The following is a 14,876-nucleotide window of genomic DNA, read 5'->3' on the forward strand; positions in this document are numbered from 1 at the left end:
CAGCCCCGCCCGACCACAAGCGCATCGAACGTGTCGCACTCCCTTCCTGTCGTCACGTTGCAGCAAAGGCACACAGTTCCTGACTGTCAGATGAAACGGATCGAGGAAACGGATGGCGCTTTGGCTCGTTATCGCTCATGCCGGTCGACACGACCGCTGCCTCTGGAGGGATGCCATGCGCCTTGATGATTTCGATCCCGGTTCGATCAGCGTCGAAGATCAACGCGGCAGGGGCCTGCCCATCGGTCGCGGCGGGCAGGTCGGCTGCGGCACGATCGTCATCGCCCTGATCGCCTACTTCGTGTTCGGCGTCGATCCGATGCAGACCATCGGCGCGGTCCAGCAAAGCGGCGTGGGGCAGGAACAGGCTGCACCCGCCGGCGGCACCAATGTCAGCGAAAGCTGCACCGTCGACGAGGTCAGCCGCGAGACGTGCAACGCCCTCTCTTCACTCAACAAGACTTGGCAGCCGATCTTCGCACGCGACAACATCCAGTTCCGTCAACCCAAGCTGGCGTTCTATAGCCAGGCCGGCAGCTCTGGCTGCGGCACCGCGCAGAGCGCGATGGGGCCGTTCTACTGCCCCGCCGACCAGGGCATCTACATCGACACCGACTTCTACCGGCAGATGGACCAGCAGCTGGGCGCAAGCGGCGATTTCGCGCGCGCCTACGTCATCGCGCACGAGTATGGCCATCACATCCAGACGATGGTCGGCCTGTCGGACCAGATCCGCTCGGCCCAGCAGCAGAACCCCTCGCGCGCGAACAACCTGCAAGTGCGCATGGAACTGCAGGCGGATTGCTACGCCGGGGTCTGGGCGGCAAAGAACCGCGACAAGCTTGACGCGGGCGACATGGAAGAAGGCCTGCGCGCCGCGCACCAGATCGGCGATGACGTGCTGATGAAGTCGGCGGGACGCCGCCCGGTCGAGGCCTCGTTCACCCACGGCAGCGCCGAACAGCGCATGACCTGGCTGCGCAAGGGCATGGAAACAGGCGATGAAAACCAGTGCGATACCTTTGCCGACCTGCGCAGCTAGACGGTATTGGCGGGAACCATTGCGGCTGTTCAAACGTAATGGACGGGTAACTGGAACAGGCTGACTTTGCGGCCCTTCCGACAAGGGACCGCCTGCTATGCACCGTATGCTTGCCGCCTGCGCCGTACTACCCTTCGCCTTCCTGTCACTCGGGACGGCATCGGCTGCGACCGCGCAGGACGACGACAAGAAGCCCGCTCCCGTGACCGAACAGAAGGTCGGCGCCGACGATGTCGCGCTGACCCCGCTGTCCGACCTCAACATCAAGAAGACCGGCATCCCGCCGCTGCTGATCGCGGCACAGGAGAGGCCCTATGCGCTTGACGGCCTGTCCAGCTGTGCCAGGCTGAACGCAGCGGTCGGCGATCTCAACACGCTCCTCGGAGACGATATCGACGTGCCCGACAGCGACGGCGAAAAGGTCGATCCGGGCCGGGTCGCGCAGTCGGTGGTCGGTTCGCTGATCCCGTTCAGGGGCCTCATCCGCGAGCTGTCTGGCGCCAATGCGCAGGAGCGCAAGCTGCAGTCGGCGATCATCGCCGGCAGCACGCGCCGCGGTTTCCTCAAGGGCATGGCGCAGCAGAAGGGCTGCAAGGGCGTGGCCCGGCCGGCGACCAACGGCCTCGTCGCCTTCGTCGACAAGGGCGCCAGACGCACCGCCGACGGCACCAAGATCGTGGCCCGTCCGGTCGTCCAGCCTACGCCCTGAGCACAGCTTGGCCGCGGCTGCGCGGGGCGCTACAACGCGGCCATGCGCCTTGCCGACTGCCACAACATCGACGACTTCCGCCTGCTCGCGAAGCGGCGCCTGCCCTGGCCGGTGTTCGACTACATCGACGGGGCGGCGGATGACGAGTTGACCAAGGCGCGCAACACCGCCGCCTTTGCCGACGTCGATCTGGTTCCCGACGTACTCGCCGGGGTCGAGACGATCGACACCAGTTGCACGATCATGGGCCGCAAGAGCGCGCTGCCGCTGATCCTTTCCCCCACCGCCCTGCAGCGCGTGTTCCACTGGCAGGGCGAGCGAGCGGTCGCGCGGGCGGCGGAAAAGTTCGGCCTGTGGTGCGGGATCTCGAGCCTGGCCACCGTGAGCATCGAGGAGATCGGCGCGCTGATCTCTACCCCCAAGATGTTCCAGCTCTACGTCCACAAGGATCGCGGGCTCAACGCCTCGATGATCGAACGGTGCAAGGCGGCGAAGTTCGATGCCATCGCGCTGACCGTCGACACCATCGTCGGCGGCAAGCGCGAACGCTGCCTGCGCAGCGGCTTCTCCTCGCCGCCCAAATTCACGGCGTCCTCGCTGTTCAGTTATGCGGTCAAGCCGCGCTGGGGACTTGATTACGTCTTTCGCGAAAAGTTCGCCCTGCCCAACCTCGACACCCATGTACGCCAGGGGACGGCCGAACCGGTCTCTATCCAGCGCTATTTTTCCGAAATGCTCGACCAGTCGATGGACTGGAAGATGGTCGAACAGATCCGCGCCGACTGGGGCGGCACCTTCTGCCTCAAGGGCGTGATGAGCGTGGCCGACGCGCGCCGCGCCGCCGACATGGGGATCGATGCGATCATGGTATCGAATCACGGCGGACGGCAACTCGATGGCAGCCGCGCCCCGTTCGACCAGATCCCCGAGATCGTCGACGCCGTCGGTGGGCGGATCGAGATCATCTGCGATGGCGGGATTCGCCGCGGGACCCACGTGCTGAAGGCGCTGTGCAGCGGCGCGACGGCGGCGTCGGGCGGACGGCTGTACCTCTACGCCCTTGCCGCAGCCGGCCAGGACGGCGTGGAACGCGCGCTGACGATCCTCAAGGAAGAGATCGAGCGCGGGATGAAGCTGATGGGTGTCACGCGGATCGACCAGCTTTCGCCGGATCGCCTGCGCCGCCGCTAGAACGCGCAAAAACGGCAGGGGCGCTGTGCTGCCCCTGCCGTCCGTCCAAGGCGAAGGGGCTCAACCTTGCTTGGAAAGCTTCGCGATCTCGGCGTCGAGCTGCTTCACGATCGTGTCGCGCATGGTTGCCGACATCTCGGAATCCTTGGCGATCCGGTCCCGCGCGGCGCGGATGCCCTCGACCGCCTTGGCCATGTGGTGGCCGATCGAACATAAGCGGATGCGAACCGTCTTCGTCTTGCCATCGGTTCCGGCTTCGCTGGCTTGCGCCTGTGACTGGACCGCCTCGTTCGTGCAGCTCCCGCCAAGCGGTTCACCGTCGAGCAGCATGACCCGGTGCTTGCCATGGGCATCGCCGCCGTCCGACATGATCATCACGCGGCGCTTTTCACCCGGAACCGGCGGTACCGGCGGCACGGGCGGTTCAGGTGGGATGGGCATGGCGGACATCGCCTTGGCAACATGGGCTTCGACTTCAGCCTCGGACAGATCCTTGTCGGTCTTGAAGACGATGGTCTTGCCATCCTTTTCGATAACCTTGGTCTTCAGCTTGGCATCGTCCTTGCCGTCCTTCTGGACGATCACGATGCGGTGCTCCTTGTGGACCACCGGCTTTTCGGCGGGTGCCGACGAGGCCGCCGGCACGGGCGCGGCGGGGACATTCTCTGCGGTCGCATAAGAGATCGAAGCGGTCAGCGGCAGGGCGATGACACCCGCGGCGATCAGCAGGCGGCCGGCCATGCGGCGGCTCGCGGTCGGTTCGGTCATGGTCAGGCTCCTCAGGCGATAAACGATGCTTTTTTCGGTAACGACGGCGCAGGCCATCGGCGTTGCCAGGCTAAGATTGCGGCCTTTTGCAAAGGCGGCGATCAGCCGGGCATAGGCTGCGCGGGTGGCGGCGTCGCGGCCCGCGAGGACCCGCGCGTCGCAGGCCGCCTCCTGGTCACGGCGCAGCGCGCGCCAGCCCGCCCAGGCAAGCGGGTTGAACCAGTGCAGCGCGAGCAGAGGCTGCATGGCAAAGTTGACCGCGATGTCGCGTCCGGCGTGATGTTCCAGTTCGTGGGCGATGGCGAGGTCGCGCGAGCGGGCATCGCAGCTGGCGGCAAACCCGCGCGGCAGGGCGACGACCTTGTCGATCACGCCGAAAGCGACCGGCACAGCGATGGCATCGGTTTCGACGATGCGGATCCCGCCGCGCCGCTCGACCAGGCTTGCCCCGCGCAGGGTGCGGCGGCGCATCAGCGCATAGCCGCCAAGGCGCCAGGCCAGGAACAGCCCGGCTCCGGCAAGCCAGATCGCGGCGAGCCAGGGCCAGGGATCGAACGCCGGGGCGGCGACCGGTTCGGCAACGGCCTCGGCACTCATCAACAGGACCGGTTCGTACTGCAGCGGCGGCCTGGTCTGGACCGTGAGCGGCGGGACGATCAGCCGCAGCAGTGGCAGCAGCCACAGCGCATAGGCCAGGGCCGGCCCGAAATGGCGCGCCACTGGGCCGCGGATCAGCAGGACCAGGCCGATCAGGGCGCCGGTCACGAACAGCGTGTCGACAAGCCAGGTCATTTGCGCAGCTCCCGCAAGAGAGCCTCGATCTCGGCAATGTCGGCCTCGCTCAGCGCTTCGGCTTCGGCGAGGTGCGCGAAAAGCGGCGCGGCGCGGCCGCCGAACAGGCGATCGACCAGCCGCCGGGATTCCCCGCCGACATAAGCGTCGCGTTCAAGCGCGGGCGAATAAAGGAACCGCTTGCCGTCGGGCTCGGTCAGCACGGCCTGCTTGGCGACGAGGCGCGAGAGCAGCGTCTTGACCGTGGCGAGGCCCCAGCCCCGCGCCGGGGCGACGGCATCGGCCACCTCGTTGGCGGTCAGCGGCGACTTGGCCCACAAGGCCTCCATCACCGCGTGTTCGGCGTCGCTGATGCGCTCGCCGGATTGCTCGTCCGCCATGCCCTCACCTCACGTTTACAGATGTAATCGACTACGCCTGTAAACGTGAATGCCGGATGAACGGCCGGCGTTCAGCGCGGCTTGGGTTCGACGATCAGGTAGATGCCCGTCGTGGTGCCGATGTTCAGCGCCTCATGCCAGGCGAAGCCGTCGCTCCACCACCAGTCCCCGGCCTTTAGCTGGCGCACCGAGGTGCCCTGCGCGTTGGTTATGCGCATCGTCGCGTCGGTCAGGATGTAGCCCCAATGGGGCGCGTGGAAGTGCCGTTCGTGCCCGGTGCCCGGCGCGAAGGTGCAGCGCAAGGTACGCACCGCTGCGTTCTCGGACAGCTTTTCGCAGACCGGCTTGCCCTGCCACCCGGCCTCGAGCGGCGATGGCAGCGGCGCTTCGGCTGCTGCCGCGCCGCCGGTCAGCACCAGCAGCGCGGCCAGCAAGCTTCGCATCAGTAGACGCGCTTCTTCGGCTTGATGTACTCGACGTCGTCGGTCAGCGTGTATTCGTGGACCGGGCGGTAATCGAGGCGCACTTCGCCGCCCTTGCCGCCCCAGCCGTTGAACCAGGCCGCGGTGTGCTTCATCCAGTTGGCGTCGTCGCGGTCGGGGAAATCCTCGTGCGCGTGGGCGCCGCGGCTTTCCTTGCGGGCGTGGGCGCCGTGGAGCGTCACCGTCGCCTGGCTGATCAGGTTGTCGAGTTCCAGCGTTTCGACGAGGTCCGAGTTCCAGATCAGGCCGCGGTCGGACACGTGGATGTCTTCCATCCGCTTGTAGGTGGCGGCCAGTTTGTTCTTGCCTTCGGCCATCAGCTCGTCGGTGCGGAACACGGCGGCGTGCTGGCTCATCGCGCGCTGCATTTCGGTGCGGATCTCGGCCGTCGGCGAACCGCCCTTGGCGTTGCGGAAATGGTCGAGCCGGCCGAGCGCCAGATCGGCGCTGTCCCTGGGCAGTTCGTCGTGGGCGCTGCCCGGCTTGATGATTTCCTTGAGGCGGTGGCCGGTGGCGCGGCCGAACACGACCAGGTCGATCAGGCTGTTCGAACCCAGGCGGTTCGCGCCGTGGACCGACACGCAGGCCGCTTCGCCCACCGCGAACAGGCCGGGGATCACGGTTTCGGGGTTGCCGTCGGCGCCGATGGTCACGACTTCGCCGTGGTAGTTACAGGGGATGCCGCCCATGTTGTAGTGCACGGTCGGCACCACGGGGAGCGGCTGGCGGGTCAGGTCGACGCCGGCAAAGATCTTGCCGCTTTCGGTGATGCCCGGCAGGCGTTCGGCCAGCACGGCGGGATCGATGTGATCGAGGTGCAGGTAGATGTGGTCCTTGTGCGGGCCCACGCCGCGGCCTTCGCGGATTTCCAGCGCCATCGAACGCGAGACGACGTCGCGGCTGGCGAGGTCCTTGGCCGAAGGAGCGTAGCGCTCCATGAACCGCTCGCCCTCGGAATTGGTGAGATAGCCGCCCTCGCCGCGCGCGCCTTCGGTGATCAGCACGCCCGCACCGTAGATGCCGGTCGGGTGGAACTGGACGAATTCCATGTCCTGCAGCGGAAGCCCGGCGCGCAGCACCATGCCGCCGCCGTCACCCGTGCAGGTGTGGGCCGACGTCGCGGTGTAGTACGAGCGGCCATAGCCGCCGGTCGCCAGCACCACCGCCTTGGCGCGGAAGCGGTGGATCGAACCATCGTCCATGCACAGCGCGATCACGCCGCGGCACTGGCCGTTCTCCATGATCAGGTCGATCGCGAAGTATTCGATAAAGAAGTCCGCCGCGTACTTCAGGCTCTGCTGGTAGAGCGCGTGGAGCATCGCGTGGCCGGTGCGGTCGGCCGCGGCGCAGGTGCGCTGCACCGGCGGGCCTTCGCCCATGTTCTGCATGTGGCCGCCGAACGGGCGCTGGTAAATCGTGCCGTCCGGATTGCGCGAGAACGGCACGCCGGCGTGTTCCAGTTCGTAAACCGCCTGGGGCGCTTCGCGGACCATGTATTCGATCGCGTCCTGGTCACCCAGCCAGTCCGACCCCTTGACGGTGTCGTACATGTGCCAGGTCCAGTGATCGGGCGTGTTGTTCTTGAGGCTGGCGGCGATCCCGCCCTGCGCGGCCACGGTGTGGCTGCGGGTCGGAAAGACCTTGGTGATGCAGGCGGTGCGCAGGCCCGCCTCGGCGCTGCCCATCGTGGCGCGCAGGCCCGAACCGCCCGCCCCTACAACGACGGTGTCATAGGTGTGGTCGATGATCTTGTAGGCGGGCTGGGTATTGGCGGCAGTGGCCATCGATCAGGCTCCGAGCGCGAGGCGGACGACGCACAGCAGGCCGAAAGCGGCCCCGGCGAACGCGGCAAGGTTGAGAAGCGCCATGGCGGCGAACTTGTTGGCGTGTTCGTGGACATAGTCCTCGATCAGCACCTGCACGCCGAGCCGCGCGTGCCAGAAGGCGCTGATCACGAACAGGCCCAGGGCGGTGGCGGGCAGCGGCGCGGCGAAGAAGGCCTTGGTCGCGGCGTAGGAGTGGTCGCCCATCGCGAACAGCGTGATCAGCAGCCACAGCCCGAGAACGAGGTTGCCGATCGCGGTGAAGCGCTGGACCAGCCAGTGGTGCGCCCCCGAATGCGCCGAGCCAAGCCCGCGGACGCGGCCGATTTCGGTTCCGTTACCCATTGTCGTCCCAGCCCCCTTAGCGCAGCAGGATCGCGGCCCAGACGGCCAGCGTGAGAACGAGCGCAGCAATCGGCGTGATGACCGACCACAGCGCATTCGTCTTGAGTTCGTAGCCCGCGCCGATGTCCAAAACGAAGTGGCGCAGGCCCGATGCCATGTGGTTGAAGAAGGCCCAGGTCAGTCCGACCAGCACCACGCGGCCGTACCAGGCCCCGGCGTGGGCCAGGAAACCGTCGTAGGCGGCCGGCCCGCTGGCCAGCGCGCCCAGCCACCACAGCAGAACCGCAAGGCCGACGAAGGCGAGGCCGTTGCCCGTGACACGGTGCAGGATCGACACGGCCATGGCCGGCCCCCAACGCCAGATCTGGAGGTGCGGTGAAAGCGGGCGATTCTTCGCAGCGGCCATGCGGCTGTTCCCCTTGGCGAAACCGTTATGTCGGCGACAGAATGCGCCGTTCACGCCCCCCTTAATCAAAACAGGGCGCGGTGCAAGCGCACGAGAGGGTTCCTGCCAACAGGATTAGACTTCGCGATGCGAATGGCTATGGAACAGGCCATGACACAGACCTCGGAATTGGCGACGGCACTGGTAACAGGATCGTCCCGCGGGATCGGCGCGGCAATCGCTGAACGGCTGCGGGCGCGCGGGCTGCGCGTGATCGGCCATGCCCGCACCGCAATCGACGTCGACACCATCGCCGCCGATCTCAACGATCCCACCGCCGCGGCGCGGATCTGGGACGAGGCGCTGGAACGCTCGGGCGGCCGGATCGATTGCCTGGTCAACAACGCCGGCCTGTTCGAAGCGAACCCGATCGACCGTTCGGACATCGAGTGGCTCGACAACTGGGAAGACACGCTGCGCATCAACCTGACCGCCGCGGCCGAACTTTCGCGCTTTGCGGTGCGCGGGTGGCTGGCAGAGGGGCGGGCCGGCCGGATCGTCCACATCGCCAGCCGCGCCGGCTACCGCGGCGATTCGCCCGATCACTGGCACTATGCCGCGGCCAAGGGCGGCATGATCGCCATGCACAAGACCATCGCGCGCCATTACGCGATCAAGGGCGTGATGAGCTATGCTATCTGTCCGGGCTTTACCGATACGGCGATGGCCGGCGATTACCTGGACAGCAGGGGCGGACCCGGCCTCCTCGCCGACATTCCGCTGGGCCGCGTGGCCACCCCCGACGAGATCGCCGCCATCGCCGAGTTCTGCGCGCTGGACGCCCCGGAAAGCATGACCGGCGCGGTAATCGACGCCAATGGAGCCAGCTATGTCCGCTAAGCCGCCGCTTGCCGCGCTCGCCCTGCTCGCCGCCGCCTGCGCGCCGATCGGCGGCCCCATCGCCGGGGAGCCATCGGCCAGCCTTCCCGCACCGGGCGCCACCGACCGCTACACCACCGCCGCGCTTGCCTCGGCCTGCCAGGGCAAGGACGGGTGGACCGATCCCGCCCCGCCGGCGCATGTGTTCGGCAACACCTGGTACGTCGGAACCTGCGGAATTACCGCGCTGCTGGTCACCAGCCCGCGCGGCCACGTGCTGGTCGATGCCGGGATGCCGGCGGCCGCGCCGCTGGTGGCCGCCAACGTCGAGAAACTCGGCTTCGCGGTGAGCGACATCCGCTGGATCGTCGGCGGGCACGAGCATTTCGACCATGCCGGCGGCATCGCCGAGCTGAAGCGCCGCAGCGGCGCCAAGGTGGCGGCGCTTGCATCCTGGGCGCAGGTCATGGCCAGCGGCCAGCCCGACCCCGGCGATCCGCAGCACGACCAGCTGCTGCGCGAACCGCTGCCGCCGGTCGCCGTCGATCGCGTGCTGGCCGACCGCGACACCGTCGCGCTTGGCCCGATCGTGCTGTCCGCCCACGCCACGCCGGCGCATTCCCCCGGTTCGACCAGCTGGACCTGGCAATCGTGCGAGGGCGCCGAATGCCGCACCATCACCTATGCCGACAGTACCTCGACGATCTCGGCCGACGGCTACCGCTTCAGCCGGCATCCCGACCGCGTTGCCGCGATCCGCACCGGCCTCGCCCGCGTCGCCGCCCTGCCCTGCGGCGTCCTTGTCACCCCGCACCCGTCGGCCAGCGACCTGATGGGGCGAATGGCCACAGGGTTGAAAGAAGATCCCCGCGCCTGCGCCGCCTATGCCGCCGCTGCCGCCTCGCGCTTCGCCACGCGCCTCGCCGCCGACCAGGCGCTCGACGCGGCCGAGGACGCGGCACGGTGAGCAGCTGGAAGATCACCCTGCTGGCCCCGCGCGGGGTGATCGAGGCAGCGCTGCTGGCGCACGAAGACGCGTTCGACTGGGATCCCGAGATCGTCCTGTCGGGCAGCGAAGTGGCCGAGGACAAGCCCGAGGACTGGCAGCTCGAAGCCTGGCTTGGGCGCAAGCCGACCAGGGCGGACAAGGCCGCGATTGCCGGCCTCTTCCCCGACAGGGCCCCGCCGCTCGCCCAGGAGAAGCTGCCCGACATCGACTGGCTGACCCACAGCCAGCAGGGGCTCGAGCCGATCCGCGCCGGCCGGTTCCACGTCCACACGCCCGACTATCCGCCGCTCGACGAAGCGGGCGTGCGCGATTTCGCGGTTCCGGCCAGCCAGGCCTTCGGCACCGGCCAGCACGCCACCACCGCCGGATGTCTGGAAATGCTCGACCGGATGAAGCGCGACGGCGTGGTGATCCGCAACCTCGCCGATATCGGCACCGGCACCGGCCTGCTGGCCTTTGCCTCGCTGCACCTGTGGCCGCGCGCCCTTGCCACGGCGAGCGACATCGACGCGGTCTGCGTCGACGTGGTCGCAGCCAACGCGCAGGCCAACGCCGTGCCGCTCGGCGCCGGTCACGGCGAGCTCACCATGCTGGTCGCCGACGGGATGGACCACCCGCTGCTCAAGGCGCGCGGGCCTTACGACCTGATCGTCGCCAACATCCTCGCCGGGCCGCTGATCGGCCTTGCCCCGCATTTCGCCCGGTCGCTGGCTCCGGGCGGACACCTGCTGCTGGCGGGGCTGCTGCAAACCCAGGAAGCCCAGGTGCGGCGGGCCTGCCGCCAGGCCGGCCTGCGCCTGGCGCGCCGCATGACCCGCGGCGACTGGTCGATCCTGTGGCTGCGCAAGCGTGCAATGGCCCGCACCCTTGCCGGACGGCCCGGCGGGCAGCGGGACTGGTAGGTGCGCCCGCGCGACTTCGCCCTGATGGTCCTGATCTGCCTGATCTGGGCGAGCAACAACGTGATGAGCAAGCTGATCGTCGGCACCCTGCACGTGCCGCCGCTGTTCTTCACCGCAGTGCGCTTCGCGATCGTTGCCCTCGTTACCCTGCCGTGGCTTCTGCCGATGCCGCGGCCGCGCTGGCGTATCCTGCTGATCGGACTGTTCATGGGCGGCGGCAGTTTCGGGCTGATGTTCGTCGCGCTCAAGTGGGTATCGCCTAGCGAGGCTGCCATTGTCGTGCAGGCCAGCGTGCCGATCACCGCGCTGCTGTCGATCGTCATGCTGGGCGAGCGGATCCGCTGGCGGCGCGGCCTGGGCATCACCCTGACGCTGATCGGCGTCGTGCTGGTCATGTACCAGCCGGGTTTTCGCGTTTCGGCGGGGATGGGCTACCTCGTCGCCTCGGCGGTCCTCGCCTCGTTCGGCGCGGTGATGATGAAGCAGATGGACGCGATCGCGCCCTTGCAGTTCCAGGCCTGGGTCGGACTGGTCGGGCTCTGCGCCGTCGCGCCGGCCTCGCTACTGACCGAACCGGGAGCGCTCGGGAGCGCCGTTGCGGTCGGCTGGCCGATCGTCGCCTGCGCGCTTTACGCGGCGCTGGTCACCTCGGTCTTCGCGCACACCGCCTACTACCTGCTGATCGGTCGCTACGAGGCCAATCTGGTCGCCCCGCTTACCCTGATGACCCCGCTGATGACGATCGCGCTGGGGGTGTCGATCACCGGGGACGTGATCGACAGCAAGATGATGATCGGATCGGCAATCGCGCTGACCGGCGTCCTGATCATCGCACGGCGCAGCCGTTCGGCCCCGCTGGTCCAGGCCCAGGAGCACACCTAGGCAAGTCTTAACCTTGGTCGGCTAAGGATGCGCCGATGGGCCTTCAGCGAACGACCGCCACCAGGGGACAGCGCCACTTCAACCGGCTGCGGCTGGGGGTGCCCGCTGCGCTGATCTTCACCCACGGCCGGGTCGCCTGCCTGATCGACGATATTTCGTGCACCGGCGCACGGCTGCGCAGCGCGCGTGCGGTACCAGTCGGCCAAACCGCCCAGCTCGCCTTTCACGAGCTGCGCGCGCTGGCTACCGTGCGCTGGGTGCGCGGCACCAATTGCGGCCTGGAATTCGACCGGCCGCTGGCCATCGAGAAGATGCAGGACATGCTTTGGATTAACGAGAACCGCGCGCTCTACGATCGCATTGCCGAAACCGGCCACGCCCGCGACTGGGCCGATGGAATCGGCGACTGAGCAGAGCACGCTGCGGGCGACCGCATTACGGACGCCCGCAGCCTTGCCCTAGAGGTTGCAGTTGGGCGGTGCCACCGGCACGTCGATGCGCGGTCCGGTCCCCACCGGTCGCATCTGCACCGCAGCGAAGGTAGCGGTGTTGCCATAGGGGTTCTTCACGTTGTGCGGCCGACCGGCCGGTTCGATGAAGGTGTCGCCCGCCCGGTAGGTCTTCATCGTGCAGGTCACCCCGTCGACCCAGTTGATCTGCCCCGACGCGACCGTCACCATGGTAATCCCGGCATGCTTGTGCCAGCCGCTGAAGCCGCCCGGTTGGACCGAGATGTTGTCGACGCCGACAGTCGAATCATTGCCAGTCTTCAACATCAGATCCCAGTGATCCGCATTTGCCGCCTTGGCCGACTTGTCGAGGTTCTCGGCACGGATCATCGTTTCGGCAAGAACGCCGACCGCCAACGGCGACGGAGCGAATCCCGACCCCGGTGTCGCCGTTGCCGGCACGCCGACGACTGCGAGCGCGATACCTCCGGCGGCCGCGCCCAGCAGGCCGAGCCTGGTTGCAATAGCGGCAATTGTCCTGTTGCTGTGGATCATCTCTCAACTCCTCAGATCGAACGCAGACCGTGTCGGCGAAGCGAATGCGCCGGCTGCGGTCATCGACGTGTTTCGTGAGGTGTCGGATTGAGCGATCAGCGACCCGTGATAATTCTGGAGCGTCAAGCGACTCGATCACGGAACGTCATGTTTTATGCACAACAATGCGAAATCGTGCAATTTTATTTCGTCCAATGAATTTCCGACATAATATATAAAAAGTCCCGGCCATAACGCCAGTTAGCCCGCAGACTTCACAATTTCGGCCCAGGCGGCTTCGTCGATGACTTCGATGCCGAGGTCCTGCGCCTTCTTCAGTTTGCTTCCCGCGCCCGGTCCCGCCACGACAAGGTCGGTCTTGGCGCTGACCGTACCGGCGGCGCGCGCGCCGAGCCGCTCGGCCTGGGCCTTGGCCTCGTCGCGGCTCATCGTTTCGAGGGCCCCGGTGAAAACGACGGTCTTGCCCGCAACCGCGCTGTCCTTCGTCTCGACCACGTAGGGCGGAGGGCTGACTTCGGAGAGGAGGTCGTCCCACACTGCGACGTTGTGCGGCTCGTGGAAGAAATCGTGCAGCGCCTCGACCACCGCCGGTCCGATGCCGTCGATGCTGGTCAGAGCCTCGGCATCGCCCGATGTCACCGCTTCGCGCAGCGCCGGCAAGGTGACCAGGCGCTTGAGCAGATCGCGCGCGGTGACCGCGCCGACATGCCGGATGCCAAGGCCGAACAGCAGCCGCGCCGCGTCGGGCGTCCGCTTGGCTTCGATCGCGCCAAGGAGGTTGTCGACCGACTTGTCCTTCCACCCCTCGCGCTCGAGGATCGCGGATCGCCGCGCCTTCAGGCGGAAGATGTCGGCCGGGCTTTCCAGCCAGCCGAGTGCGAAGAACTCGTCGATAGTCTTCTCGCCCAGCCCCTCGATGTCGAGCGCGGCGCGGCTGACGAAATGCTTCAGCCGCTCGGTCCGCTGCGCCGGGCAGATCAATCCGCCGGTGCAGCGCACGTCGACCTCGCCTTCTTCGGCGACGGCTTCGCTGCCGCACTCGGGGCAATGGTCGGGATAGACATAGGCGGCGCGCGCCGCATCGCGGGTCAGGTTTTCGACTACCTGCGGGATGACGTCGCCGGCGCGCTGGATCACCACGCGATCGCCGGGGCGCAGGCCCAGCCGCGCGATCTCGTCGCGGTTGTGCAGCGTGACGTTCTGGACGACCACCCCGCCGACCGTCACCGGGTGCAACCGGCCAACCGGGGTCAGCTTGCCGGTCCGCCCGACCTGGATGTCGATCGCCTCGACCGTCGTCTCGGCGCGTTCGGCGGGAAACTTGTGCGCCAGGGCCCAGCGCGGGGCCTTGGCGACGAATCCCAGCCGCTCCTGCCAGTCGAGGCGGTCGACCTTGTAGACGACGCCGTCGATATCATAGGGCAGTTCGGCGCGGGCCGCCTCGATGCTGCGGTAATGCTGCAGCATGGCCGCCGCATCCCGGCACAGGACCAGCAGCGGCGAGATCGGCACCCCCCAGGCGGCCAGGCGCTGCATCAGGGCGAACTGCGTTTCGCCCGGCACCGCACTGGCCGCGCCCCAGCCGTGGGCCAGAAAGCGCAAGCGCCGCTCTGCCGTGATGCTGGCGTCCTTCTGCCGCAGCGATCCCGCCGCGGCGTTGCGCGGATTGGCGAAGATCTTGCCGCCGCCGGCTTCCTGCCGCAGGTTGAGGTCGGCGAAATCGGCCTTGCTCATGTAGACCTCGCCCCGCACCTCGAACACGGAAGGCACCTCCCCGGCAAGCTCTTGCGGGATATCGGCAATGGTCGCGACATTGGCGGTCACGTCCTCGCCGATCTGGCCGTCGCCGCGCGTGGCGGCGCGAACCAGCCGGCCCTGCTCGTAGCGCAGCGAGCACGACAGTCCGTCGATCTTGTCCTCGGCCGTGAACGCGATATCGCAATCTGAAGGGAGGTTGAGGTAGCGGCGGACGCGGGCCACGAACTCCTCGACATCCTCGTCGGCGAAGGCGTTGTCGAGGCTCATCATGCGCACCTCGTGCGTCACCTTGGCGAGCGGCGAGGCCTCGATCGCATGGCCCACCGCGCGGCTTGGGGAATCGGCCCGGACCAGGTGCGGGAAGGCTGCCTCCAGCGCGGTGTTGCGGCGGACCAGCGCGTCGTAATCCGCGTCCGAGATCTCGGGCGAATCCTCGGCATGGTAGAGCCGGTTGTGGAGCGCGATCTGCTTGGCCAGCCGCATCAGTTCGTTGGCGGCCTCGGCCTCGGTCATGTCAGAACCCAT

General features: G+C 67.5%; 16 protein-coding genes. 8 read left to right on the forward strand and 8 right to left on the reverse strand.

The features are described from left to right. Positions 1–175: 175 nt before the first annotated feature. From ypfJ to B0I00_RS04745, 3 genes are all read left to right on the forward strand, one after another. Positions 176–1,042, forward strand: a complete 867-nt coding sequence (gene ypfJ / locus B0I00_RS04735) for a KPN_02809 family neutral zinc metallopeptidase (protein ID WP_100866145.1) — start codon at positions 176–178, stop codon at positions 1,040–1,042. A 97-nt stretch (positions 1,043–1,139) separates the two neighbouring features. Further along, positions 1,140–1,751 carry a hypothetical protein gene (locus B0I00_RS04740; RefSeq protein ID WP_232730112.1) on the forward strand — a complete coding sequence of 204 codons (612 nt, stop codon included), beginning with the start codon at positions 1,140–1,142 and terminating at the stop codon, positions 1,749–1,751. Between the two features lie 42 nt (positions 1,752–1,793). Next, positions 1,794–2,942 carry an alpha-hydroxy acid oxidase gene (locus B0I00_RS04745; RefSeq protein ID WP_100866146.1) on the forward strand — a complete coding sequence of 383 codons (1,149 nt, stop codon included), beginning with the start codon at positions 1,794–1,796 and terminating at the stop codon, positions 2,940–2,942. Between the two features lie 60 nt (positions 2,943–3,002). Here B0I00_RS04745 and B0I00_RS04750 read toward each other — a convergent pair whose 3' ends face one another. The 6 genes from B0I00_RS04750 to sdhC form a co-directional block, all read right to left on the reverse strand. After that, on the reverse strand, positions 3,003–4,502 hold the full coding sequence (locus B0I00_RS04750; protein ID WP_100866147.1) for a M56 family metallopeptidase: 1,500 nt from the start codon (positions 4,500–4,502) through the stop codon (positions 3,003–3,005). Beyond that, positions 4,499–4,882, reverse strand: a complete 384-nt coding sequence (locus B0I00_RS04755; protein ID WP_100866148.1) for a BlaI/MecI/CopY family transcriptional regulator — start codon at positions 4,880–4,882, stop codon at positions 4,499–4,501. The genes B0I00_RS04750 and B0I00_RS04755 overlap by 4 nt, the downstream gene beginning before the upstream one ends. A gap of 71 nt (positions 4,883–4,953) precedes the next feature. Then, a complete protein-coding gene (locus B0I00_RS04760) occupies positions 4,954–5,325 on the reverse strand; it encodes a cupin domain-containing protein (RefSeq protein ID WP_100866149.1) in 372 nt (123 codons plus the stop codon). Continuing rightward, positions 5,325–7,148, reverse strand: coding sequence for a succinate dehydrogenase flavoprotein subunit (gene sdhA, locus B0I00_RS04765; protein WP_100866150.1), 1,824 nt, complete (start codon positions 7,146–7,148; stop codon positions 5,325–5,327). The genes B0I00_RS04760 and sdhA overlap by 1 nt, the downstream gene beginning before the upstream one ends. 3 nt (positions 7,149–7,151) lie before the next feature. Further along, a complete protein-coding gene (gene sdhD / locus B0I00_RS04770) occupies positions 7,152–7,532 on the reverse strand; it encodes a succinate dehydrogenase, hydrophobic membrane anchor protein (RefSeq protein WP_100866151.1) in 381 nt (126 codons plus the stop codon). 16 nt (positions 7,533–7,548) lie between these two features. Continuing rightward, a complete protein-coding gene (gene sdhC, locus B0I00_RS04775) occupies positions 7,549–7,938 on the reverse strand; it encodes a succinate dehydrogenase, cytochrome b556 subunit (protein WP_100866152.1) in 390 nt (129 codons plus the stop codon). Positions 7,939–8,106: 168 nt separating this feature from the next. Between sdhC and B0I00_RS04780 the strand changes: the two genes are divergently transcribed. The 5 genes from B0I00_RS04780 to B0I00_RS04800 are packed head-to-tail and all read left to right on the forward strand — an operon-like array spanning position 8,107 to position 11,999. After that, positions 8,107–8,817 (forward strand): SDR family NAD(P)-dependent oxidoreductase, encoded by a 711-nt coding sequence (locus B0I00_RS04780; RefSeq protein ID WP_100866505.1) that lies wholly within the window; start codon positions 8,107–8,109, stop codon positions 8,815–8,817. Continuing rightward, positions 8,807–9,763, forward strand: a complete 957-nt coding sequence (gene bla / locus B0I00_RS04785) for a subclass B3 metallo-beta-lactamase (RefSeq protein WP_100866153.1) — start codon at positions 8,807–8,809, stop codon at positions 9,761–9,763. The genes B0I00_RS04780 and bla overlap by 11 nt, the downstream gene beginning before the upstream one ends. After that, positions 9,760–10,707, forward strand: a complete 948-nt coding sequence (locus B0I00_RS04790; RefSeq protein ID WP_100866154.1) for a 50S ribosomal protein L11 methyltransferase — start codon at positions 9,760–9,762, stop codon at positions 10,705–10,707. The genes bla and B0I00_RS04790 overlap by 4 nt, the downstream gene beginning before the upstream one ends. Continuing rightward, on the forward strand, positions 10,708–11,589 hold the full coding sequence (locus B0I00_RS04795; RefSeq protein WP_100866155.1) for a DMT family transporter: 882 nt from the start codon (positions 10,708–10,710) through the stop codon (positions 11,587–11,589). 35 nt (positions 11,590–11,624) lie between these two features. Beyond that, positions 11,625–11,999 (forward strand): PilZ domain-containing protein, encoded by a 375-nt coding sequence (locus B0I00_RS04800; RefSeq protein WP_100866156.1) that lies wholly within the window; start codon positions 11,625–11,627, stop codon positions 11,997–11,999. 48 nt (positions 12,000–12,047) lie between these two features. Here B0I00_RS04800 and B0I00_RS04805 read toward each other — a convergent pair whose 3' ends face one another. Both B0I00_RS04805 and ligA read right to left on the reverse strand, forming a co-directional pair. Next, positions 12,048–12,593, reverse strand: coding sequence for a cupin domain-containing protein (locus B0I00_RS04805; protein WP_100866157.1), 546 nt, complete (start codon positions 12,591–12,593; stop codon positions 12,048–12,050). 240 nt (positions 12,594–12,833) lie between these two features. Further along, on the reverse strand, positions 12,834–14,864 hold the full coding sequence (ligA, locus tag B0I00_RS04810; RefSeq protein WP_408635213.1) for an NAD-dependent DNA ligase LigA: 2,031 nt from the start codon (positions 14,862–14,864) through the stop codon (positions 12,834–12,836). Between the last annotated feature and the right edge of the window lie 12 nt (positions 14,865–14,876).

Source organism: Novosphingobium kunmingense, from assembly GCF_002813245.1.
In the GTDB taxonomy this organism is placed as follows: Bacteria; Pseudomonadota; Alphaproteobacteria; order Sphingomonadales; family Sphingomonadaceae; genus Novosphingobium; species Novosphingobium kunmingense.